Source organism: Neorhizobium sp. AL 9.2.2 (genome assembly GCF_013317225.1).
GTDB classification, from domain to species: Bacteria; Pseudomonadota; Alphaproteobacteria; order Rhizobiales; family Rhizobiaceae; genus Neorhizobium; species Neorhizobium soli.
This window is the reverse complement of the sequence record NZ_JAALXU010000007.1, coordinates 15,609-39,323: the sequence shown is the minus strand read 5'-3', so window position 1 is coordinate 39,323 and position 23,715 is coordinate 15,609. Positions and strand designations below refer to the sequence as shown.

The 23,715-nt window shown below is 60.5% G+C and carries 20 protein-coding genes; 10 read left to right on the top strand and 10 right to left on the bottom strand.

Translation table 11 applies throughout. The features are described 5' to 3' along the window. Window positions 1-125: 125 nt before the first annotated feature. Together G6K99_RS15135 and G6K99_RS15130 are read left to right on the top strand one after the other, a co-directional pair. A complete protein-coding gene (locus G6K99_RS15135) occupies window positions 126-1,847 on the top strand; it encodes a sensor histidine kinase (RefSeq protein WP_174197039.1) in 1,722 nt (573 codons plus the stop codon). Between the two features lie 85 nt (window positions 1,848-1,932). After that, the gene (locus tag G6K99_RS15130) at window positions 1,933-2,958 is read left to right on the top strand and encodes a DNA topoisomerase IB (protein WP_062461960.1); all 1,026 of its coding nucleotides are present in this window, start codon (window positions 1,933-1,935) and stop codon (window positions 2,956-2,958) included. A gap of 110 nt (window positions 2,959-3,068) precedes the next feature. Here G6K99_RS15130 and G6K99_RS15125 read toward each other — a convergent pair whose 3' ends face one another. Together G6K99_RS15125 and G6K99_RS15120 are read right to left on the bottom strand one after the other, a co-directional pair. Continuing rightward, a complete protein-coding gene (locus G6K99_RS15125; protein ID WP_062461469.1) occupies window positions 3,069-3,629 on the bottom strand; it encodes a type 1 glutamine amidotransferase domain-containing protein in 561 nt (186 codons plus the stop codon). Between the two features lie 664 nt (window positions 3,630-4,293). After that, window positions 4,294-4,560, bottom strand: a complete 267-nt coding sequence (locus G6K99_RS15120; protein WP_174197038.1) for a hypothetical protein — start codon at window positions 4,558-4,560, stop codon at window positions 4,294-4,296. Between the two features lie 188 nt (window positions 4,561-4,748). On the opposite strand from G6K99_RS15120, the gene glgX reads away from it, so the two are divergent. Continuing rightward, window positions 4,749-6,824 (top strand): glycogen debranching protein GlgX, encoded by a 2,076-nt coding sequence (glgX, locus tag G6K99_RS15115; RefSeq protein ID WP_062461460.1) that lies wholly within the window; start codon window positions 4,749-4,751, stop codon window positions 6,822-6,824. A gap of 174 nt (window positions 6,825-6,998) precedes the next feature. Then, window positions 6,999-7,703: an SDR family oxidoreductase gene (locus G6K99_RS15110; protein WP_174197037.1), complete on the top strand. Its 705-nt coding sequence runs from the start codon at window positions 6,999-7,001 to the stop codon at window positions 7,701-7,703. Between the two features lie 96 nt (window positions 7,704-7,799). Here G6K99_RS15110 and glgA read toward each other — a convergent pair whose 3' ends face one another. Continuing rightward, window positions 7,800-9,275, bottom strand: coding sequence for a glycogen synthase GlgA (glgA, locus tag G6K99_RS15105; protein WP_174197036.1), 1,476 nt, complete (start codon window positions 9,273-9,275; stop codon window positions 7,800-7,802). 379 nt (window positions 9,276-9,654) lie between these two features. Beyond that, complete coding sequence (locus G6K99_RS15100) at window positions 9,655-10,020, bottom strand: DUF2934 domain-containing protein (protein WP_174197035.1); 366 nt, start codon at window positions 10,018-10,020, stop codon at window positions 9,655-9,657. A 165-nt stretch (window positions 10,021-10,185) separates the two neighbouring features. Here G6K99_RS15100 and G6K99_RS15095 point away from each other — a divergent pair, with 165 nt between their 5' ends. Next, complete coding sequence (locus tag G6K99_RS15095; protein WP_139283771.1) at window positions 10,186-10,425, top strand: hypothetical protein; 240 nt, start codon at window positions 10,186-10,188, stop codon at window positions 10,423-10,425. 214 nt (window positions 10,426-10,639) lie between these two features. Here G6K99_RS15095 and G6K99_RS15090 read toward each other — a convergent pair whose 3' ends face one another. From G6K99_RS15090 to G6K99_RS15080, 3 genes are all read right to left on the bottom strand, one after another. Next, window positions 10,640-11,140 carry a ferritin-like domain-containing protein gene (locus G6K99_RS15090; protein ID WP_062461448.1) on the bottom strand — a complete coding sequence of 167 codons (501 nt, stop codon included), beginning with the start codon at window positions 11,138-11,140 and terminating at the stop codon, window positions 10,640-10,642. A 166-nt stretch (window positions 11,141-11,306) separates the two neighbouring features. Then, entirely contained in the window at window positions 11,307-11,486 is a 180-nt protein-coding gene (locus tag G6K99_RS15085) for a hypothetical protein (RefSeq protein ID WP_062461446.1), read from the bottom strand. A gap of 193 nt (window positions 11,487-11,679) precedes the next feature. Beyond that, the gene (locus G6K99_RS15080; RefSeq protein WP_062581961.1) at window positions 11,680-11,901 is read right to left on the bottom strand and encodes a hypothetical protein; all 222 of its coding nucleotides are present in this window, start codon (window positions 11,899-11,901) and stop codon (window positions 11,680-11,682) included. A 204-nt stretch (window positions 11,902-12,105) separates the two neighbouring features. Here G6K99_RS15080 and G6K99_RS15075 point away from each other — a divergent pair, with 204 nt between their 5' ends. Continuing rightward, the gene (locus tag G6K99_RS15075) at window positions 12,106-12,612 is read left to right on the top strand and encodes a sigma-70 family RNA polymerase sigma factor (protein WP_244474083.1); all 507 of its coding nucleotides are present in this window, start codon (window positions 12,106-12,108) and stop codon (window positions 12,610-12,612) included. A 160-nt stretch (window positions 12,613-12,772) separates the two neighbouring features. Here G6K99_RS15075 and G6K99_RS15070 read toward each other — a convergent pair whose 3' ends face one another. Beyond that, window positions 12,773-13,501, bottom strand: a complete 729-nt coding sequence (locus G6K99_RS15070) for a glutathione S-transferase (RefSeq protein WP_174197034.1) — start codon at window positions 13,499-13,501, stop codon at window positions 12,773-12,775. A 221-nt stretch (window positions 13,502-13,722) separates the two neighbouring features. Here G6K99_RS15070 and G6K99_RS15065 point away from each other — a divergent pair, with 221 nt between their 5' ends. Beyond that, window positions 13,723-16,065: a glucose/quinate/shikimate family membrane-bound PQQ-dependent dehydrogenase gene (locus G6K99_RS15065; protein ID WP_174197033.1), complete on the top strand. Its 2,343-nt coding sequence runs from the start codon at window positions 13,723-13,725 to the stop codon at window positions 16,063-16,065. A 91-nt stretch (window positions 16,066-16,156) separates the two neighbouring features. Here G6K99_RS15065 and G6K99_RS15060 read toward each other — a convergent pair whose 3' ends face one another. Together G6K99_RS15060 and G6K99_RS15055 are read right to left on the bottom strand one after the other, a co-directional pair. Then, on the bottom strand, window positions 16,157-16,441 hold the full coding sequence (locus tag G6K99_RS15060; protein WP_062461431.1) for a BON domain-containing protein: 285 nt from the start codon (window positions 16,439-16,441) through the stop codon (window positions 16,157-16,159). A 109-nt stretch (window positions 16,442-16,550) separates the two neighbouring features. Further along, complete coding sequence (locus G6K99_RS15055) at window positions 16,551-18,509, bottom strand: PAS domain S-box protein (protein ID WP_371816202.1); 1,959 nt, start codon at window positions 18,507-18,509, stop codon at window positions 16,551-16,553. A gap of 167 nt (window positions 18,510-18,676) precedes the next feature. Between G6K99_RS15055 and G6K99_RS15050 the strand changes: the two genes are divergently transcribed. Genes G6K99_RS15050 through G6K99_RS15040 form a run of 3 tightly spaced genes read left to right on the top strand, consistent with a single transcriptional unit; the run spans window position 18,677 to window position 23,703 of the window. Beyond that, on the top strand, window positions 18,677-19,279 hold the full coding sequence (locus tag G6K99_RS15050) for a TetR/AcrR family transcriptional regulator (protein WP_062461428.1): 603 nt from the start codon (window positions 18,677-18,679) through the stop codon (window positions 19,277-19,279). Window positions 19,280-19,328: 49 nt separating this feature from the next. Further along, entirely contained in the window at window positions 19,329-20,498 is a 1,170-nt protein-coding gene (locus G6K99_RS15045; protein ID WP_062461426.1) for an efflux RND transporter periplasmic adaptor subunit, read from the top strand. 25 nt (window positions 20,499-20,523) lie between these two features. Continuing rightward, on the top strand, window positions 20,524-23,703 hold the full coding sequence (locus tag G6K99_RS15040) for an efflux RND transporter permease subunit (protein WP_174197032.1): 3,180 nt from the start codon (window positions 20,524-20,526) through the stop codon (window positions 23,701-23,703). Window positions 23,704-23,715 lie beyond the last annotated feature (12 nt).

The window sequence follows — 23,715 nt, the reverse complement described above, 5'->3', positions numbered from 1 at the left end:
CCAGTGTTCCAAAAGCCGCTAGAACTCATGGCGTTGCTTTCAAAGCCAAGGGACGGGGCTAAGAATGGATCACCAGCGCGGCGGCTCTGCTGCCTGCCAACCTTCCCGCGCAACGGTCGTGCGGGATGGCTAGGTTTGCGCGGCTCTTCCCGACGGCACCGATCGGGGCTTATCTGATCGCGCTCGTCGTGGGCGTGGCTTTACCGCTGCTTGTCTTCGGCGCCTTTCTCATGCTGCAGCTGGAAGAGCACGAACGGGATATGCTCTCCTCGAATACGGCAGAAGACGCCCAGATGATCGCTCGTGCGGTCGACCGCGAGCTGCAGGACATGGCAACGACGCTGCGCCTGCTGGTCAGTTCTCCCGAGCTGGAGTCCGGTGACCTTCGCGCCTTCCACGAGCGGACCCGGTCGAGCCTGCGTTCCACCAAGCTTTTCGTGATCGTCGCAGACCGGGACGGACAGCTTCGGCTGAATACCCGCGTCCCCTTCGATACGCCGCTCGGCAAGACCGCCAACATGCCAGCGCTCGAATCCGTGCTGCGCAGCGGCTTGACGGAAGCCTCCAGCATGTTTCGCGGCACGACCAGCGGAAAGTGGGTCTTCAACGTCGCGATGCCGCTGCCTGAGAAGACAAACGCCTCGGGCGCTGCGATGATCATCACGCAGAATGCCGAGGATCTGCAAAAGCTACTGTCCGTCGATGGCCTGCCGGATGGCTGGTCTGCCGCGGTCCTCGATGGCAGCGGTCAGGTTGTCACCTCGGTCGGTGCCGCAAAGATGGCGGAGGGCGCCAGGTTTCCCAGCGAAACTCTGCGGCTGATGACCGGTTTTCGCGGCACGATCGAAGATGTCGATGGTGCGGGCAAACAGATGTACGGCTATGCGCAGATTACCGGCTGGGCCTGGAAGACCGTCGTCTGGGGGCCGATCGCGTCCGCGCAGGAAAACATTATCTCCACCTGGCGGCAGCTCGTTGCGGGCGGCATCGTCTTTCTCGCCATAGCCATGGTCGTCGCCTACCTCGTCGCCTGGCAGCTGCGGATCCCGATTAGGCAGATCGCCGACATGGCCGAACGGATCGGCAAGGGCGAAATCGTCTCGCCGGTCGAGACCAAGATCACCGAGGCGAACCAGATCGCCGTCGCGCTTTCGAACGCTTCGTTCGACCGAAGCCAGGCAGAAGACCGTATCCATCTCATCCTGCACGAGCTGGTTCACCGGACAAAGAACATCCTCACGCTTGTCCAGGCTATGATGCGCCAGCTGGCACGCAAGGATACGCCGATGGACGAGTTCCAGAGGGCAATCAGCACCCGCCTCCAGGGGCTGGGGAAATCGATCGAGGCTCTCGCCGAAGAGCAATGGGGCGGTGTTCCGATGCATCGGGTCGTCGAGATCCACATGAGCACGTTTGCGGAAGCGGCGGACCGCGTCCAGATCCAGGGCGAGGATTTTGTGCTGAAGGCGGGTGCAGTTCAGAATCTCGGCTTGGTGCTGCATGAACTCGCCACCAATTCCGTCAAATACGGCGCATTGTCTGTACCCCATGGTACGGTACGGATCTCATGGAGCGATATCGCCGAGGAGACCGTCTCGGATGGAGACGGCGAGAGCCGTGGTGTGAACCTGCTTCTGGTCTGGGAAGAAAGCGGCGGCCCGACGGTAAAGCCGCCCACCCGCACCGGGTTCGGCACGACCATCATCAAGCGCCACGCGACCGCTGCATTCAGCGGCACTGTCGATATTGATTTCCGGCCCGGCGGCCTGGTCTGGCGGATGACGGTACCGCGTGCCAACCTGGAGCGCCCGGACGCTTCGGAAGGCTTGCGCGACGTCCCTCTTTAAGTTCTCTGGGTGTTTCAATGCGTGGGAACGAAGCGATATCCATCTCAGTTTAGCGGTTATGGATACGTTAGTCAGCACCATTGAAATTGACGTCGAGTCTCTCAAGACGATCGGCCTCACCTATGTCAACGATACCGAACCCGGCATTCGGCGGGAACGACGCGGCAAGGGGTTCAGTTATCGGTTGCCGGATGGTGGCTTGCTGGTTGAGGATGACCACCATACCCGCATCTCCGCACTCGGACTGCCGCCAGCCTACGAAAACGTCTGGATCTGTCTCGATGCCAGCGGCCATCTCCAGGCAACCGGCTATGACAGCCGCGGCCGCAAGCAGTATCGCTATCACACGGACTGGCAGAATTTCCGCAGCGAGCGCAAGTTCGACCAGCTTGCCCAGTTTGGCGAGGCCTTGCCGCGCATCAGGTCCAGAGCTGCCCGCGATCTGTCGCATGGTCTCGACAAGTCCGAGGCGGTGATCGCCGCACTTGTGGCGCTGATGGACATGACGCATCTGAGGGTCGGCAACCGCGCCTATGCCAAGGAAAACCGCACCTATGGCGCAACGACGCTTCTGAAGCGGCACATGGTTTTGTCCGGCGACGGTATCCTTTTAAAATTCACCGCCAAGGGTGGCAAGCGGGTGCAGCACACGCTGAAACATCCGCGTCTCCAACGTATCCTGGAAGACGTCGCCGACCTTCCGGGACGCCAGCTGTTTTCGTTTCCCGATGAACACGGTACGCCGCGACCGATCGATTCTGGCCGGCTTAACGCGTATCTTGCCAAGGCCGCCGGTTTTCCGGTCACGGCAAAGACGTTCCGCACCTGGGGCGGAAGCCTCGCAGCCTTCATGTCAGCCTGGAATACAATGGCTGAGGACGGCCACCGTCCCAAGATCAAGGCATTGTGCAACGCAGCTTCTGAAGCGCTGCACAACACGCCAGCCGTCTGCCGCACCAGCTATATCCATCCGCAGATCCTGAGCCTTGCCGAGGATGTCTCGCCGCTCGAAAAGATCATGAACGCGAAGACCCTGCCGACGGACGGCCGCCGTGGTCTGCGCATGAACGAGCGCCGGCTTCTGGCATTCCTGAAGCAGGAACAGACCTGACCGGACCGGTTCTCGCTCCATCAGCCAGCGTATGATCTCGTGGCACGCAGACAAGAGAAAGCCCGCACCGACCATGGCGGAGCGGGCTTTCGTTACCAGTCATTCTGCAATCAAGCGGCCTGTCTGTTGTGACGGCCCTCGTTGACTTCCTCGACGATCTTGTCGACGAACTGCTGCAGGTCGTCGGGTGACCGCGATGTGATGATGCCGTTATCGCAGACCACGGCTTCGTCCTGCCAGGACGCGCCTGCATTGCGAACGTCGGTCCGGATCGACGGGTAGGATGTCGCCTTGCGGCCACGCAGGGCATCCGCCTCGATCAGCAGCCATGGACCATGGCAGATGGCAGCAACAGGCTTGCCGCTCGCCACAAAATCTCGCACGACGCTGATCGCCGTTTCATCCTTGCGCAGCACATCGGGATTGATCTGTCCGCCGGGCAGAACCAGCGCATCGAAATCGCTTGCCTTGACGTCCTTCGCTTCAAGGTCGACCGCGACAGAGTCACCCCAGTCGGTCTCGTCCCAGCTTCTGATCTCTCCAGACTTGATCGAAGCGATCTTCACGTCAGCACCACGTTTGCGCAGTTCATCGAGCGGAAACCGGAGCTCCGAGCGCTCATAGCCGTCGGTTGCAAGAATCAGGATGGAAGCGGACTTCATGTCAGCCATGTTTCACTCCTTTTTATTGTCATGGACTGTTGTCGTGGGCCGGCCCGGTTAAAGGCGGCCAGTCGAGAGATCCCTGCCATTGATAGACGCGGGGACACTGATCTCCTCTCGCGCTGTTCTGGGAAGCGGCAGTACGACGGCATCGGGCACAAGGACCCTAAGCTCTTGCGGGCTTTTGGCCGCAAGATGCTTTGGATGGCCGAAGCTGCGATGCGAAAGGAACCGGTTCTTCAGCATTGTCAGAACGTGATGCATGATGGATCTCCCGTCGTGAACACAAGGTTTTTCGCCAGGTCACTGGATGTCCAACCCGACCGGTGTCATTTCGTTCCAGATCTTACACGATGTAATAGTACGTTACTGAACGACTCGAACGCGCCAAGCTCACAGGAAGTCTCGCCGATAAAAAGTTGGCGTCAGCGAAGAGGCCAGCCACAGTCATGTGTCGCTGGTGTCAGTCAATGGGATGACCGGTCGATCGCTAGATCGGAACGACCATCATGTAACAGGCCGCGATGACCATCACGAAACCTGCAGCCTCGATCCATTCCTTGACCATGATTGCCTCCCGCCACACTCCTAAAGCCTATCAACTGCGATACGGAATCATGGTTCCACGAAATGGCCACAAATGCGGCGAAACGGCCTTATTCATAAAATTTGATTAACTCTTGTTGGCTTCTGCCCTTGCACGTGCAGCTTCCAGCACCGAGCGCACTTCGCGGGCCATGGCGTTTTCGATCGCGAAGGCACCATCGGGGGAGAAACCGGGATCTTCCTCGTTGTCCTTGAATGTAGCGTCGTCACGCAGCCGCTGCACGAAACGGGTGGTCGTCAGCTCGCCGCCAATCATTGCAGCGATCAGATCGATCATCAGTTCGCGATGCGCGTTCAGCCGGCCTTCGAGCTCTTCCGGGGACATGGTCGTCATGGTCTTCTCCCTGCTGTTATGGGTACCACTAGAGAGATAGGGGAGGCGGCCCATCCGGAAACGCGTGCCGCCCTCAAAATTTCGCGGGCAACTTGCGAAACCTCCTAAATTGCAGGGCCTCTGGAACGAATTGCAGCCTCGCACCTTCTATAGGCGAAAGTTTCAATTGGTATGACCAGCGGGGAAATATGGATACGAAATCGAGCCACTTTGTCGTTCACCCGGGTTCCTGGCTTCAGCTGGGTGCAAATTACGACGGCGATGGCGTCAACTTCGCGATTTTCTCGGCGCATGCCGAGCGCGTCGAACTTTGCCTGTACGACCCGAGCGGCAAGGTGGAAATCGCCCGCCTCGAACTGCCGGAATACACCCACGAGATCTGGCACGGCTATATCCCCGGCCTGAAGCCCGGCGCTCTTTACGGCTACCGCGTGCATGGCCCCTATGACCCGGAAAACGGCCATCGCTTCAACCCTAACAAGCTGCTGATCGACCCCTATGCACGCGAACTGTTCGGCGACGTTGAGTGGAACGAGGCACACTTTGCCTATGACCTCCTTGCCGAAGACAAGGACCTGACCTTCGACGAACGCGACAGCGGTCCCTACACGCCGAAGGGCGTTGTCATCGACCCGAATTTCGACTGGCACGACAACAACCGTCCGAAGATCAGCTGGCCACAGACAGTCCTCTATGAAACGCACGTGAAGGGCTTTACCCAGCTCAACCCCGGCGTTCCGATCGACTTGCGCGGCACGTACGAAGGCATGGGCCACAAGGCGACTGTCGATTACATCAAGAACCTCGGCATCACCTCGGTGGAGCTGCTGCCGGTCCACTCCTTCCCGGACGACCAGCACCTGCTCGATCGTGGCCTGAAGAATTTCTGGGGCTACAACACCCTCAACTTCTTCTCGCCGGCCTCGCGCTACTTCGGACCGAAGGGCATCCAGGGTTTCCGCGAGATGGTGCGGAACTTTCATGATGCCGGCGTCGAGGTCATTCTCGACGTGGTGTACAACCACACGGCCGAAGGCAACGAGCTTGGACCGACCCTGTCGTTCAAGGGCATCGACAACTTTTCCTACTACCGCACGATGCCCGACCAGCATCGTTACTACATCAACGACACCGGCACCGGTAACACCGTCAACACTTCGCATCCGCGCGTACTGCAGATGGTCACCGACTCCCTGCGCTACTGGGCCGAAGCGATGCATATCGACGGCTTCCGCTTCGATCTTGGCACCATTCTCGGTCGCGAGCCGGAAGGCTTCAACGAGCGCGGTGGCTTCTTCGATGCCATCACGCAGGATCCGGTCCTTTCCAAGGTCAAGCTGATCGGCGAGCCTTGGGATATCGGTCCGGGCGGCTACCAGGTCGGCGGCTTTCCGCCTGGCTGGGCCGAATGGAACGACAAGTACCGCGATACGGTGCGCGAATACTGGAAGGGCGACAACGTCTCGACGGACTTTGCGGCGCGCCTTCTCGGTTCCGGCGATCTTTACGATCAGCGCGGTCGTCGTCCCTGGGCATCGGTCAACTTCATCACCGCCCATGACGGCTTCACCTTGAACGACATGGTTTCGTACAACGAGAAGCACAACGACGAGAACGGCGAAGACAATAACGACGGCCATAACGACAACCGTAGCTACAATTACGGTGAGGAAGGCCCGACGGAAGACGAGGGCATCAACGCGGTGCGTGAGCGCCAGAAGCGCAACTTCCTCGCCACGCTCATGTTCTCGCACGGCACGCCGATGCTGCTGGCCGGTGACGAGTTCGGTCGCAGCCAGCTCGGCAATAACAACGGCTACTGCCAGGACAGCGAGATCTCCTGGGTTGCCTGGGAAAACCTGCCGGAAAGCAACGAGCAGCTGCGCGAGTTTACCCGCCAGATCATCAAGCTCCGGCACGAGCAGCCATTGCTGCGCCGCGAGAACTGGCGCGATGGCATGGACATCAAGTGGTTCAACGCCGGCGGTGGTTTCCAGACCTCCGAACAGTGGGACGAAGGCTCGACGATCGGTCTGTACATTGGCCGTGGCGACCTGAAGGAAGAGGAAGGCATCTGGCACGACGTGCTGCTGCTGTTCAACCCGTTCGAAGGCAACGTGCCGTTCCAGATCCCGCAGTTCGGCGAAGGTGGCTGGGTGCTGGAGATGACCACGTCGGATTATTCCAAGAAGGGTCTCGTGATCACCAAGGAACGGGACTTCGAGCTGGAAGGCCGCAGCCTGGCACTGTTCCGCCGTCCGTGATGGCAGCCTGAATACTCTGATCTCCAAGCCCCGCCGGTCTCCGGCGGGGTTTTTCGTTTGGGTGGTATGCCCCAAGGGCAGAACTCACCAGCCTTCAGCCGAACTCATTCGATGACAGCTTTTCCTCATGCTATGTCTCTGTTCACACCACGATGCAGGGAAGGGAAGCACAGTATGTCGGCAGAAAAGGTAGCGATCGTCACAGCGGGCGGAAGCGGTATGGGAGCGGCGTCTGCGAAAAAGCTCGCGGCCGATGGGTTCAAGGTAGCGATCCTCTCCTCGTCCGGTAAGGGTGAGGTCTTGGCGCAGGAACTCGGGGGACTCGGCATCACCGGCTCCAACCAGTCCAACGACGATCTCAAGCGGCTCGTTGATGCGACTATGGAGACGTGGGGACGGATCGACGTGCTGGTCAACAGCGCCGGCCATGGACCACGTGCGCAGATCGTCGAAATCACCGACGACCAGTGGCATACCGGCCTCGATGTCTACTTGCTCAACGTCATCCGTCCGGTGCGGCTGGTGGCGCCGATCATGCAGGCCCAGAAGTCGGGCTCGATCGTCAATATCTCGACCGCTTGGGCCTTCGAGCCGTCCGCGATGTTCCCGACATCGGCGGTGTTTCGCGCCGGGCTCGCCGCTTTTACGAAAATCTTTGCAGATACCTATGCGGCCGACAATGTGCGCATCAACAACGTTTTGCCCGGATGGATCGACAGCCTGCCGGCAACCGATGATCGGCGCGACAGCGTGCCGATGAAGCGCTACGGCACAAGCGAGGAAATCGCCGCAACGGTCGCGTTCCTGGCATCCGAGGGCGCCGGTTACATCACCGGGCAGAACCTGAAGGTGGACGGTGGTTTGACGCGGTCGGTCTGAGACCTGCGGTTTTCGTTAGCCGAACGCTGTGTGCGCCGTGCGCCGTGTTCGTCAAGGAATCAAACGACGCAGGTGCCGATCACGGCACCTGCCGGATCAGTAGCTCGCTCGTCGGTCCGCGGAGGAGTTGCCGGCCTTGCGCACCAGGTTGGTGTAGACGGTGGCGTATTGCTGGGCGCTGCGCTCCCATGAGAATTTCGCCTTCATCGCCTGGTTCTGCAGCCGGGCCCACATTTTTGGTTCCTGGTAGGCGTGCATGGCCCGGCGCAGCGCGAGACGCAGTCCGTCGGTCGTCACAGGGTGGAACTGGAAGCCGGTCGCAACCCGTGCCGACATCGCCGCATCATTCGCATCGATGATGGTTTCCGACAGCCCGCCGGTGCGCGAGACGACGGGCACGGTGCCGTAGCGAAGCGCGTAGAGTTGCGTCAGGCCGCACGGCTCGAACCGCGATGGCTGCACGATCGCGTCCGAACCGGCATGGATGAGATGCGCGGTCGGTTCGTCGTAGCCGATGTGGACGGCCATCTTGCCGGGATAGCGCGCAGCCGTATCCAGCAGCGCCTGTTCGATATCCTTGTCGCCCTGGCCGAACACGATGATACGACCGCCATTGTGGATGACCTCGTCCGCCGTATCGGCGAACATGTCGAAACCCTTCTGCCAGGTGAGGCGGCTGACGGCGGAAAAGATCGGTCCGGTGCCTTCAGGGTCGAGCCCGAACTTTTCCATCAATACGGTCTTGTTGTCGCGCTTGCGCTTCAGCGAGGAGACATCGTAATTGCGCGGAATATGCGGATCCGTTGCCGGGTCCCAGATGTCGAGGTCTGTGCCGTTGACGATGCCGCGCAACACGGTCACGCGTTCGTTCAGGACACCGTCAAGGCCCATGCCGAAACGCGGCGTGAGGATCTCCCGGGCATAGGTGGGGCTGACCGTGGTGATGGCATCGGCCGTCAGCAATCCGCCCTTCAGGTAGCTGATGCCACCGAAATATTCGATCCCGTTGATTGAAAACAGCGAGCTGGGAAGGCCGATCGCGGGAAGGATGTCTGCGGAATACTGGCCCTGGAACGCGATGTTGTGGATGGTGATCACGCTCGGAATGGCGCAGCCCATTTCGCGCATGTAGACCGACGTCATCGCCGATTGCCAGTCATGGGTATGAACGACATCGGGTACGAAACCCGGGAGAAGCCCACCGGCGATTTCCGCCGCAGCCTTCGACAGAGCTGCGAAGCGCCGCCAGTTGTCGTGGTGGTCGTTGCCATGCTCGTCGACATAAGGTCCGCCAAGCCGGTCATAGAGTTCCGGCGCGTCGAGCACGAACAGGTTCAGGCCTTCGATTTTCACATGCAGCAGCGACGCGCGGGTACCGAGCAGGTCGTCGAACAGAGCAAGCGGCGTCACGCCGGAGCTTACCTGGGCCATCACTTTCGGATAACCCGGAATGAGCGTTATGGTATCGATCCCGAGGGCAGCAAGCGCCTTCGGCAGCGATCCTGTCACATCGGCCAATCCGCCGGTCTTGACCAGCGGGAAGATTTCCGAGGTGACCGACAATACTTTCATCGCGAAATTTTCCCCACTGCGTCCCCCAAGGCTCCGCTGCGTGCTACGCCCGGGAACGGCGTCCGACGAGTGCGAACGGTCAGTACTCTGACTGGCAACCGGGTCATCAACTGATGCTATTTCGATGGGGCCATCCAAGGGGCCGTACGCGTCCATCATGCCAACTCCCACCCTTGTCCATGCCATTTCACATCAGTGCCGGAGGGGAGACCTGTGTCAGCGACCGCCGAAATGGGAAAACCAGTCAGAGAAATACACGAATACGCAAAAGCCATTGCCGTCTTTCAGATGTAATGATTACCCCGCGGCAGAGACTGCCGCGGCCCGTCATGTCCGCTCTTGTCTGCGTGACCCGGCTGGCGTCAAAGGCCAGCCCGGCCTATCGGGACCGCTTCTTGGCAGGCTGTTTGCCCGCGGGAACCGGGGCCGGAGAAACCGGCACGGACTTCTTTTCGCTTGAGGCCTCGGAGGCGAGCGCTTTTTTCGATTTTTCGGACCCCGCCGCCGTTGACTTGGCAGGCTTAGCTGCTTTGGCGGTGGAATCCTTGGCATTTGCGGTGGGCAGTTTCGGCGCGGATGCTGCAGGCTGTTCGTGGGCGGCCGGTGCCGACGCAGTCGGCTTCAACGTCGCAAACTCCAGTTTTGCGCGCTCCCAGTGCTCCGTATCTTTGCCTGAAGGATACCCCTCTTCCTCCCAGAGCGCATACGCGCGGTGCTTGATCCAGTCTTGTTCGGAATCAGCCATCTTTGTCTCCATTCACCCAAATGCCGAAACGACCTTGTTGGGAATAAGTTCCATGGATTTCACGACAGAAATTCGATTGATTCAAATCGTGTTGGCACAAACAACCGACCGGACGGAACTATTCGAGGAGTTACGCGTTCGAGACCGCCGGGAGGAGACGCTGCAATGCAAAACTACTGCGATATTGTTCCAGACGCAACGGGCTGGGTCTATGTAATTGACGGGGTACATTCAACTTCGTACTTCCATACAGTGGAACTTGCCGTGGAGGCGGCGAAGGTCCAACTGCTGCGGCGTGGACGATTCCATGCCGGAGTTTTCCGCAGGCTTGGTGTGGATGGAAAGATGGCTCCGATCGAAATGCTGCCGAAATCCGGCATTCCGAAAGCCGCTTACCATAGCTAATTGACACCATTTTCTAGCTGCCACGTCATTCATACGTCTTCGCAATCCTGTGGGACTGAGGAGCGTTTTTGTTTTGGCGATAGTCCGCGCGCCGATGTAGCAGACCGCAAATCAATCCAAAAAAGTCCGGCATGTGCCGGACTTTTCGTTTTTCTGGCGTCACGTTCGCGAGGAGACACCCGATCTGGTGATCGGGCGTTTGTCGCTGTGGCGATCAGGCTGCCTTCTTGGCAGCGGCGTTGACGGTGGACTGTGCCAGCGCAGACAGCGCTTCGTCGGTCTTGCTTTCTTCGGCAAGCGTCTCGTCGAGAAGCTTTGCTACGTCCTTCAGGCCGAGTTCGGTCGCCCATGTGCGCAGCGTGCCGTAACGGCTGATCTCATAGTGTTCGACTGCCTGTGCAGCGGCCAGAAGGCCGGCGTCGAGGGCCGATGTGCCCTTGAATTCTTCGAGGATTTCCTCGCCTTCGGACAGGATGCCTTCGATCGCGTCGCAGGTCTTGCCCTGAGCGCGCTTGCCGATCAGTTCGAAAACCTGCTTCAGGCGTTCGATCTGGCCTTCGGTCTCTTCCTTATGGGTCTCGAAAGCGGCCTTCAGCTTCGGATCCTGGGCACCGCGAGCCATTTTCGGCAGCGCTTTTACGATCTGGCGCTCGGCGTAGTAGATGTCCTTCAGCGTTTCGTAGAACAGGTCTTCGAGGGTTTTGTCTTTAGCCATGGTGGATCTCCTTGAGAGTCGAATTCGCACCCAATGAACCAAAGCAGAAGCTGAAAGTTCCTCACATATTTGTGAAAAAGGTCGAGATGGGGCGACAGCTTGCGGTTGGTCCGCAGATCAGATGTTCGCGCATGCGCCGGCGGGCGCTCATCTCGAGGTCAGGCGGTCAGCTGCCTTTACCGTCGAGCTTTTCGGACAATTCCTTCTGAAGCTGCAGGGCAAGACCGAGCAAGCGATCGGGCACGTCTTCCTTCTCGATCTCCGCCAACAGAACGGAAACCTTGCGGTTGACGCTGCGTCCGAAACTCGCGTCTTTTTCTTCCACCGGCTTGCTCTGCTTCTTCATTCCGACCTCTGACGTCACCGCCACCGAAAACACCCTCTGCCGGACGCTTTCGCCCGCATTCCCGAGCCCTTTAGAAACCTCTTATACCAATAAGATTAATTTCGGATATCCCGAAAAAGTCACAGCGAAGAATGAAAAAGGGCGACCTCCTATTCGGAGGCCGCCCACTTTGTTCCAATGGTCCGGGTCGGTATCAGTTCTTCGGCGGCTCCGGGGTGCCGGCCGGAATGGACGTTATTGTTGCGGCGACCGGATCGCTCGCCGGAAACGTATCTTCCAGACCCTCGTCGAGCTGCTGTTCGAGGTCAGCGTCGCTGCCCTTTTCGCGCGCCGACTGCTCAGCCTTCTTGGCCTTCCACTCGTCGCTCTGTGCGCTGTTCTGGTCGTTGTCGTTGGTTTTGTCGGTAAAGCTCATGACATTCCCTCCTTGGTGTTGCCGATGATGCGGAAAAAACGGCTTGCTGCTTCAGTTTGTTCCGGCAGGCCGGCAAGAGCCCCATATTTTCAAGGTGATCTGCCGGCAATCTCCGGGTGGGGTTGAGAGGGCGGAACCAAAATGAAGGGGCACGCGTTTGCAGAAGTCAATCCGGCCGTCGAGACTTGGGAGAGGTAGGCAACGGTGTCTGAATCACAGTTGAATGGCGATCCTGCGCGGGCAGATATCGTGAAGCTTATACCGGCGCTTCGTGCCTTCGCGCGTACGTTCTGCCGCAATACGACGGATGCCGACGATCTCGTGCAGGAAACACTGATGAAGGCGCTGGCCAACCTCGACAAGTTCGAGCGCGGCACGCGGCTGAAGTCCTGGCTCTTCACCATCATGCGCAACACGTTCTATACCCGATCCAAGATTTTAGGCCGCGAGGCTCCAGGGCTCGAAGAAAACGTGTCTGGCGATACGCCGATAGCTGCTTCGCAGGAAATGGCAATCAGGGCGAAGGAAGTTCGCGACGCTCTCGTAAAGCTGCCTCCCCATTACCGCGAGGTACTGACGCTGGTTGCCATTCTCGGTGAGAGCTACGAGGCAACAGCTGAAATCTGCGGCTGCGCTGTTGGAACGGTCAAGAGCCGTCTCAATCGCGCACGGCACCAGATCCTTCAGGAACTGGGGGAGGAAGCAAGATAACCCCGCTCGTCATCCAAACGCGGCTGCCCGAAGAGGCAGCCATCAATGCCCAGGAGCGCAAGGACATGAAGTTCGTACTGATCGCGACCGCGATCATGATTGCCACGGTCGCTCCTGTCTTCGCATTTATCTAGCCATAAACGTCAAGGCGCCAAAGCGCCTATGCCGGATCCTCGTCGAGTTCGGGATAGTGGCGAAAGATACCGCTCTCGTTGAAAGCGATGCGTCGCTCCGATTTGAGATAGGCTGCGATCCTCGGCCTTTTCCCAACGGCGTCGCGAAGTCTGGCCACGTTCGGATACCGGCTGTCCAGCGATGCCATTGCCCGCGGGAAAGCGTAGGTCAACCCTTCGGCGATCTGGAAGAGCGACAGGTCCACATAGGTGATCGCGACGCCGACAGCCCAGCCTTCGCCGGTCGGGTTTGATCCGATCACGCCGTCGAAATAACCGAGAAACTTTGGCACCCGCTGCGCAAGAAACGCCTTTGTGCGCGCCTTGGCTTCCGGCTTCTGATCCTCGTAATAGTCCCCGGTGCTGATCGGATGGTGGGTGTCGTGAACCTCGGCCACGAAGTCGGTGATCGTCAGCTGCAGACCCTGCGCAAACACACGCAACCTTTCGTCCTCGGGAGCAAGCCCGAGCTTCGGGCCGAGATAGTGCAGGATGTTGGCGACATGCGAGACGACGATCTCGCCATCTTTCAGAAACGGCGGAGCGAAAGGCAGGTCGGGATAGGCTTGGTTGCCCTTCAGGTAATTCATCATCTTTTCGGACCCGTCCGTGGTTCTCGCCACGTCGAGATAGTCCGCACCGGCGTCTTCCAGCGCCAGTCTGACGAATTCGCCGCGACCCTGCAGGCCGTCCCAGTAGTAGAGTTCATATGCCATGGCTGTGATTGCAATCCCTGTTTGAGTGGGTCGCCGTCGATCGCTGCGGCGTTCTCTTTCCGAACGAGCAGAGCGCCCGTTTGTTCTCGCACTTCTGCACGGCTGGCATTCCGTATCGTATCTTGAACATCTCCGGAGAGCGCTAGATTACCACGCGACACCGGCTGAATGTCCGGCTTGCCACCTATAATGCCCGTCTTCAGTTCGGAACGGAAACCACCATGGCTCTCAAGATCACCGCCATCATCTTCACCCTGCTCGGGCTCGCTCTCGCCATCGGCGGCGGACAGCTCGTCATGCTGGGGGGTAGCGTTTATTATCTCATCTGCGGCCTTGCCTTCGTGCTGACCGCCATTCTGCTTTTCCTTAAGAAACGCGCGGCACTGCATGTCTATGCCGGTATTGTCATCGTTTCGCTCGTCTGGGCGCTTTGGGAAGTCGGTTTCGACTGGTGGCAGCTCGGCCCGCGCGGCGGTCTCATCATCGTCCTCGGCTTCTGGCTGCTGACACCGTGGATCCGCAAGCCGCTCGGCTTTCTCAGCCCATCCGGCATGCAATACAGCGCCAGTGCCGTACCGCTGGCCATCGCCTCGGTCATTGCCGTGGTCGTCGCCGTCGCCTCGATGTTCTTCGATCCCTACGACCAGAGCGGCGAGCTGCCGGACCAGTCGGTCGCAGCCGCCCCGAAGCTCGGCGGTGATGTGCCGGATGGCGAATGGCACCAGTATGGCCGCACCCCCTATGGCCAGCGCTATTCGCCGCTCGACCAGGTCAATGTGGACAACGTTGCCAACCTCACGGAAGTCTGGCGCTACCAGACCGGTGACGTGAAGCGACCGGACGACGTGGGCGAGACCACTTACCAGGTCACGCCGCTCAAGGTCGGCAGTTCGCTTTACATCTGCACGCCGCACAACCTCGCCATCGCGCTCGATGCGACGACCGGCAAGGAGAAGTGGCGCTACGACCCGAATTCCGGCATGAACCCGGACCGCCAGCACCAGACCTGCCGCGGCGTCAGCTATTACAAGGACCAGGCGGCAGCCGCGGGTTCGGCATGCGCCGAGCGCGTCTATCTCCCGACATCCGATGCCCGTCTGATCGCGCTTGATGCGGCCAACGGTCAGGTCTGCCCGGCCTTTGCACAAAACGGCACGCTGCGTCTGGAAACCGGCATGCAGCACAATCCGGCCGGCTACTACTATTCCACATCGCCGCCTGCGATCGTCGGCAACAAGATCATCATCGGCGGCGCCGTCAACGACAACTACTCGACGCAGGAACAGTCCGGCGTCATCCGCGCCTTCGATGTCAACACCGGCGCATTGATCTGGAACTGGGATTCGGGCAATCCGAGCCAGACCCAGCCGATTGCCGAGGGTCAGACCTACACGACCAATTCGCCCAACAGCTGGTCGGTGTTCTCGGTCGATGAGGAACTCGGCCTCGTCTACATTCCGCTCGGCAACCAGGTGCCCGACCAGCTCGGCATGAACCGTTCGGAAAGCGTCGAGAAATACTCGTCCTCGATCGTTGCGCTCGACATCAATACCGGTGCCGACCGTTGGGTTCGCCAGACGGTGCATCACGATCTCTGGGACATGGACGTGCCGGCGCAGCCGGTGCTGATCGACCTGTCGCGCCCGGATAATTCCGTGGTGCCGGCGCTGGTTGGCCCTACCAAGCAGGGCGACATCTACGTTCTCGACCGTCGCACCGGCGAGCCGATCTTCCCGATCACCGAAGAGCCTGCTCCGAAGGGTGCCATTCCGGAAGACTTTTCCGCGCCGACCCAGCCCACCTCGGCCGTCTCCTTCAAGCCGGAGCCGCTGAAGGAAAGCGACATGTGGGGCGTTTCGATGCTCGACCAGATGGTGTGCCGCATCTGGTACCACCAGTATAACTACGAGGGTCGCTATACCCCGCCGTCGCTCAACGGCTCGATCATCTATCCCGGCAATTTCGGCACGTTCAACTGGGGCTCCGTCGCAGTCGATCCCGAACGCCAGGTGATGTTCGGCATGCCGACCTATCTCGCCTTCACCTCCAAGCTGGTTCCGCGTGCGGATATCCCGGCGAAGGGTCAGGACGAAAAGGGTTCGGAACAGGGCCTCAACCGCAATGACGGCGCACCTTACGGCGTGTTGATGGGTCCGTTCCTCGGTCCGTTGAACATTCCCTGCCAGGCACCGCCATGGGGTTATGTCGCCGGCGTCGATCTTCGCACCGGCAAGACCGCCTACAAGCATCGCAACGGTACTGTCCACGACATGACCCCGCTGCCGCTGCCGTTCAAGGTTGGCGTTCCCGGCATCGGCGGCCCGATGATCACCAAGGGTGGCGTTGCCTTCCTCGGTGCCGCCGTCGACAACTACCTGCGTGCCTATGACCTGAAGAACGGCAAGACGCTTTGGGAAGCCCGGCTTCCGGCCGGCGGTCAGGCGACGCCGATGACCTACGCGGTCGAGGACGGACGCCAGTTCGTCGTCATGGTCGCTGGCGGCCACGGCTCGGTCGGCACCACACCCGGCGACTACGTCATCGCCTACGCGCTGCCGCGTTAAGCGGCAGTCGCTCAGGCGGCCTGCTCTCAGCCAACAAAAAAGCCCGGAAGCGTCTGCTTCCGGGCTTTTTGCACTGAAGGCTTTCGAACCCTCAGGTGAGATGGCTGCCGGCTTCGGCGGTGATGCTGTTGCGCACCTCGGTCACGCCTTCAACGCTGCGGACCACTTCCTCGGCGCGGGCGATCTCGCGGGCGTCGGCGACCCGGCCTGCGAGAGCAATGGAGGTTCCGGTGACGGTGACGGTCACTTCGCTTGCATCAATGCCGCCGGCCGAGGCAAGCGCGTCGGCGACCTTGCCTTCCAGCTGGGCGTAAGCCGGGAACTCGACTTCGATCTCCGGAGCGGTTTCGTTAAACTGCGGATGTTTGAATACCATGTGACGTTCTCCCTGATGTCGTCGCGTCCGGCAGGAAATGAGGGCGAAACGACCCTCGCGCGGCACCTGCGGATCATCAGGAGATACAACGCGGCGCACAGCCGTTGGTTCAGCTCGCGCTTCCGAGCATGGTGGCGATCACGTCCGCCAGCTGGTTCTGGGAGAACGGCTTCGGCAATCGCGGCAGTTGCAGGCGGTCGTCCTCGCCGGGCGGCAGTTCGGCATAGCCGGTGGCCAGCACCACCGGCAGGCCCGGCCACTGGCGGTTGATCTCCGACGCGAGTTCGCTGCCGGTCATTCCCGGCATGGAATGGTCCGTGACGACGAGATCGATCGTATCCGTGCGGGCTAGCGCATCCAGAGCTTCGCGGCCGTTATGGGCTTCGATCACCGTGTGGCCGAGATCCTCCAGCATCAGGGATGTGTTCATCAGCACCAGCGCGTCGTCGTCGACGGCCAGCACCGTCAGCCTCTCCTTCGGTCGCGCCGCAGGGAGATCCGACGCGGGCTTCTTTTCCTCCGGGCAGTCTTCAAGACGGGCAACGGGCAGAAACAGGGAAACCGTGGTTCCCTTGCCCTCTTCGCTGTCGATCGAAAGCCGGCCGCCCGACTGCTCGGTCAGGCCCTGCACCATGGGCAGGCCGAGACCCGTTCCCTTGCCGACGCCCTTGGTGGTGAAGAACGGTGTGGTAGCGCGGGCAAGCGTTTCCGGATCCATGCCTTCGCCCGTATCGGAAACGCTGATCTTGACGTAGTGACCCGGCTGGAGCTTGTCGTCGCCTTGCGCGAAGTGCACATCAATGGCGGTGATCGTCACGGTTCCGCCTGTTGTCATCGCGTCACGGGCATTGACGACGAGGTTCAGAAGCGCGCTCTCGAGCTGCACAGCGTCACTTAGAACCGGGGGCAGGCTGTCGGGAATGTCGGTTCTGATTGTGAGGTCCGATCTCAGCGAACGCTCGAAGAAATTCATCATGCCATCGATCAGACCGGCAACGCCGATCGGGGCCATGTGGAGTTCCTGCCGCCTCGAAAAGGCCAGCATGCGCTGCGTCAGCGCTGCACCGCGCTCGGCGCCCTGAATGGCGTTTTGCAGAAGCGGCATCAGCGACGGGTCGTCCGGCAATCTCTTCTTGAGGATTTCGAGGCTTCCCAGCACCGCCATCAGCAGGTTGTTGAAGTCATGGGCGATGCCGCCAGTCAGTTGGCCGATCGCTTCCAGTTTCTGCGCCTGGAACAGATCCTCACGGGCGACGGTCAGCGCCTTCTGCGCCTCGACCTTTTCCGTGATGTCGCGGGTGATCTTGGCGAACCCTTTCAGCTCTCCGTTCTCGTCGCGGATCGCGTCAATGATCACATGCGCCCAGAAACGGGTGCCGTCCTTGCGGTGGCGCCAACCCTCGCCCTCGAAGCGGCCGTCGCGCAGAGCCGTTGCAAGATTTTTTGTCGGTTCGCCGGCGGCGCGGTCGTCTACCGTGTAGAACGTCGAGAAATGCTCGCCGACGATCTCCTCGGCGCGGTAGCCCTTGATGCGTTCGGCACCGTGGTTCCAGTTGCTGACATTGCCCTTGCCATCGAGCATGTAGAGCGCGTAGTCGCTGACCCCTTGCACCAGGACTTCGAACTGCCGCTCGCTGCGTTTCAGGTCTGCTTCGGCATTCCTGCGCTCGGTGAGATCGCGGGTGACCTTGGCAAAGCCGAGGAGCTGGCCATCGCCGTCGCGGATAGGATCGATGATGACATGCGCCCAGAAACGGCTGCCGTCCTTGCGAACCCTCCAGCCTTCGTTCTCGAACCGGCCTTCCGCCCCAGCAATCCTCAGTGCGCGTTCCGGCAGATGGTCGAGCCGATCTTCTTCCGTATAGAATCTGGAGAAATGCTGGCCGAGGATTTCGGATTCCTCGAACCCCTTGAAGCGCCGGGCGCCCGGATTCCAGCTGGCAATGTGGCCTTTCGGATCCAGCATGTAGATCGCGTAATCCGTGATGGAATCAATCAGAAGCCGATACCGCTCCTCGTTAAACGGGGATACCTGATGGCCTTCCTGCACGGTCTTCAACTTTCCCACCGCCCAAACTCAATATGCGATGTACCCCGAGCTTACGTCTCGAGGCGCCAGTGGGTCCACCATGCCTTGCATTGCAGAAAAATACGAGTGCCTTGACACAATGAGGTTAAAGATGAATAGTGACGAAAAATGAAATTCGTCAGTCATTAATTGAAAGCCATTACGTTATGGACGTTCCCGTCAGCACTCCCGAGGATACACGCCAGGAAAACGTGGTCCGCATCCTCGAAGCGGCCGAGCGACTGTTCAAGCATTACGGTTACGCCAAGACGACAGTGGCCGACATCGCCAAGGATCTCGGCATGTCGCCGGCCAATATCTACCGGTTCTTTGGGTCGAAATCCGAGATCCACAAGGCGCTTGCCAACCGCATGCTCGAGGCGAGCCGAGCCGTTGCCTGGGAGAATGCCAAACGCGCCGTCAGCGCCACCGAGCGACTGCGTGACCATTTTCTGCAGCAGCACCGCATCACGGTCGAGACGCTGCTGCACGAAAACAAGGTCCACGAGATGGTTGTCGTGGCGATCGAGGAACAGTGGTCGGTGATCGAAGACCATATCATGCAGCTTCGAGCGATCGTCGCAGGCCTCGTCGAGGAGGGGATTGCAATGGGAGAGTTCCGCGCACAGGACGCTGAGCTTGCCGCAGAATGCCTCTGTGATTGCACGGTTACGCTGTGTCACCCGCAGATCATTGCCGAATGTCTGTTTGAAACCCGGCGCGCCGCGCCGGCCGATGTCGTCGACTTCGCCCTCAGGGCGCTGAAATAAGAACCTGCGCTTGTCGCGCTCACCGTAACCCGCCTTATGGAGTGGGATCATGTCTTTCCGAGGAAAGTCTTTCGTCGCAGCCCGTCATTTTTCTTCCGCCCTGAAAGGTGTTGCAGTCGCTGCGGCGCTTCTTTCGCTCGCGGCATGTTCCGAAGAGAAAAAGGCCGAGGCGCCGGAGATCGTGCGGCCGGTCAAGGTGACGCAGATCGGTGCGCCGGATGAGGGCCGCAAGCTCGTTTATTCCGGTTCCGTGCGTGCCCGCACCGAAATGAATCTCGGCTTCAGGGTCGCGGGCAAGATCACCGAGCGGCTTGTGGATGTAGGCGACCGCGTCACGCCGGGCGAAGTGCTCGCTCGGATCGATTCCACCGATTACAAGCTTGATCTCGGCAGCGCCGAAGCCGATCTCGCATCGGCCACCAAGCAGGTCGAGATCTCCGGTCTTGCGCTTCGCCGCGCGGAAACGCTGGCGGCCAAGGACGTCACGTCGAAATCGCAGCTGGAACAGGCGCAGCTCAGCAGCGAGCAGGCCCTGGCACAACGGGATTCAGCGCAGTCTGCGCTCGAAAAGGCCCGCAATCAGGTTGCCTATTCCGAACTCAAATCCGACCGCGACGGTATCGTCACGGCCGTCAGCGCCGATCGCGGCCAGGTGGTGAGCACCGGCACCTCCGTCGTCACGGTCGCCGTCGATGGCGAGAAGGAAGTCCAGATCGCGGTTCCGGAAATGGATGTCTCGCATTTCAAGCCGGGCGACGGGGTCAAGGCGCGGATCTGGTCGTCCGCCGATCTCGTGATCGACGGCAAGGTGCGTGAAGTCGCGCAGAGCGCCGATGCCCAGTCACGCACGTTCGCGGTGCGGGTGAGCCTTCCGGCCGACCCGAAGATCCTGCTCGGCATGACCGCATCGATCGAGGCTGTCGCCGGCAACGCGGTCAAGGCCTTTGCCATTCCGCTTGCAGCGCTTTCCAAGAAGGGTGACCAGCCGATCGTCTGGGTGGTCGATCGCGGCAAGGGAATTGTCGCGTCGCGTCCGGTCAAGGTGGCGGATTTTTCCGATGACGGCGTGCGCATCTCGGAAGGCCTTGCCGAAGGCGATCTCATCGTCTCGGCCGGCACCCAGTTCATGAAGGACGATATGAAGGTGAAGCTGCCGGAAACGGTCGCGACACGCTTCGGCTCGGTGTCGAGCCAGTCCACCGCTTCCGTCCAGCCCTGATATTTCCGGTTAGAGGATCAAGATCATGAGTTCCGATCATCAGGCCAATCCGCTGGAAAAGCAGAAGGAAAAGGGCAGTTTCAACCTGTCCCGCTGGGCCATCGGCCATCCCAGCATCGCGCGTTTTCTGTTCGGTCTCATTATCGTCATGGGTGCGCTTGGCATCATGAACATGGGCCAGAAGGAAGATCCGGACTTTACCTTCCGCGTCATGGTCGTGCAGGCCCAGTGGCCGGGTGCCTCGATCGAGGACATGCAGAACCAGGTGGTCAACAAGATCGAGCGCAAGCTGCAGGAAACCCCGCATCTCGACTGGGTCAAATCCTACACCCGCGCCGGCATCTCGATCACCACGATCCAGGTGAAGGGCGACACGAATGCGCAGGACGTTGCAGATGCCTTCTACCAGGTGCGCAAGAAGATCGGCGACATTCGCCAGGATCTCCCGTCCGGTATCTACGGGCCCTATTTCAACGACGAGTTCGGCGATACCTATATCACTCTCAACGCCATTACCGGCGAGGGCTACAGCTATCCGGAGCTGAAGCAATACGCCATCCAGGCCCGCGACATGCTGCTGGCCACGCCCGGCGTCGAAAAGGCAACGATCCTCGGCGACCAGCCGCAGAAGATCTTCATCGACGTGTCGTCGCAGGCGCTTGCCGAGCGCGGCCTCACCGTCAATGACATCAGCACCGCGCTGGCCGGCCAGAACGATGTCGATGCGTCCGGCTCGGTGGAAACCGCGGACCGTTCGGTGCGGATCTCGGTCGAGGGTGGCGTGACCACGCCAGATGATATCAAGGCGCTGCGGCTGCGCGCCGGCGACCAGGTCTTCCGTCTCGGCGATATCGCCACGGTGAAGGAAGGTCTCGAGGATCCGTATCAGCGCAAGTTCCGCTTCAACGGCCATGACAGCGTGCAGCTCGGCGTGGTGATGGCGAACGGTTACAAGGTGACCGACGTCGGTCATGCGGTGGAGGAAACCTACAAGCGCTTCGAGGAGACGCTGCCGGTCGGCGTCCAGGTAGAGCAGATCTCCAACCAGCCTGAGGTCGTCACCGAAGCCGTCGGCGAGTTCACGCAGGCGCTTCTCGAAGCGCTGGTCATCGTGCTGGTCGTGTCGCTGATCTCGATCGGCTGGCGCTCGGGCATCGTGATTGCGATCGCCATTCCGCTGGTTCTGTCGGCAACGCTTGCCATCATGTTCTATCTCGGCATCGAGCTGCAGCGTATCTCGCTCGGCGCGCTGATCATCGCGCTTGGACTGCTCGTCGACGATGCGATGATCGTCGTCGAGTTGATGGAAAGAAAGCTGGAGGAGGGGTTCGAGCGGCTCGATGCGGCAAGCTTTGCCTATTCCTCCACCGCCTTCCCGATGCTGACCGGGACGCTGATCACCACCGCCGGCTTTATCCCGGTCGGCTTCGCGGATTCGACCGCCGGCGAATATGTGCGGTCGCTGTTCTATGTCGTCGGCATTGCGCTCGTCGTATCCTGGTTCGTGGCCGTCTATTTCACCCCATGGCTCGGCTACATGATCCTCAAGCAGCGCAGTCATGCGGGCAGCGGCGATCATCACGATGCCTATGATACCCGTATGTATCGTAGCGTGCGCCATGCAGTTGGCTGGTCCGTGCGCCACAAGGCGATCGTGCTTATCGCCACGCTTGGGGCGTTTGCGGCAAGTCTCTGGTCGTTTCAGTTCATTCCGCAGAGCTTCTTCCCGCAGTCGTCGCGACCGGAAATTCTGGTCGACATGTGGCTGCCGGAGGGCACCGCGATCAAGGAAGTGGAACGCCAGGCAAAGGCGCTCGAAGACCGGATCCTCAACGACCCCGACAAGAGCTTTGTCGCCACCTATATCGGCGAGGGCGCGCCGCGGTTCTTCCTGCCGCTCGACCAGCAGCTGCGCAACCCGAACTACGCCCAGCTCCTGATCATGTCGAACGGTCTTGAAGAGCGTGAGCGGATGATCGTCAAGCTGCGCAAGATCCTTGCCGAAGAATTCCCGACGGTGCGCGGCAAGGTCGACCGTCTCTTCCTCGGCCCGCCAACGGGCTGGGCCGTGCAGATGCGCGTCGTTGGCCCGGACAAGGCGGAAGTCCGCCGCATCGCCGACCAGGTCAAGGCACGTTACGAACAGCAGCCAGACTTCGGCGCCATTCACGACGACTGGATGGAGCCGGTCGCGGGCATGAAGCTCGTCATCGACCAGGACCGTGCCCGTGCGCTCGGCGTCTCGTCGCAGCGGGTGCGGCAGATGCTGCAGGCCGCAACGTCAGGCGCTCCGATCAGCGACTTCCGCGATGGCGAGGAGACCGTTTCGATCGTGGTGCGCGAGCCGGATGCCACCCGCAACCTGCTGGCCGCCGTCCAGTCGGTCTATATTCCGACAGATCTCGGCACTTTTGTGCCAGCTTCGCAGGTGGCGCGTGTCGAGCCTGTCCTCGAACAGGGTATCGAGTGGCGTCGCGACCGTCTGCCGACGATTACCGTCAAGGCGACCCTGCCTGACGGCGTCGAGCCGACGCAGGCCTCGGTAAACCTCTATAACTCGATGGCCGACCTGCGGGCGGCCCTGCCGGCCGGCTATTCCGTGGACATCCAGGGCGGCGCCGAAGATGCGGCCGAAAGCCAGGCCTCGATCGCGGCAAAGGCCCCGATCATGCTGCTTGTCATCATGCTGCTCCTGATGATGCAGCTCAAGCATTTCGGCAAGGCGATGCTGGTTCTGTCGACCGGTCCGCTCGGCATCATCGGCGCTGCAATGGCGCTTCTGATCACCGGTGCACCGTTCGGCTTCGTCGCCATCCTCGGCGTCATCGCGCTGCTCGGCATCATCATTCGCAACTCGATCATCCTGATCGACCAGATCGACCAGGATATCGCGGCGGGCATGCATCGCCAGGAAGCGATCGTAGGTGCCGCCGTCAGGCGTTTCCGGCCGATCATGCTGACCGCGCTCACGGCGGTGCTGGCACTGATCCCGATCTCGCGCGGCCTGTTCTGGGGACCGCTCGCCTATGCCATGATGGGCGGCATCCTCGTCGCTACCGTCCTCACCATCATCGTGCTGCCTGCCGGCTACTCCCTCTTCTTCGGCCGCGAGCCGAAGGCGAAGAAAGACGACAAGTCCGAGACGCCCGCCAACCAGGGCGAGCTGTTCGAGGACAAGCATGATATGCCGATGGCGGCGGAGTGAGGGGCTTTCCCG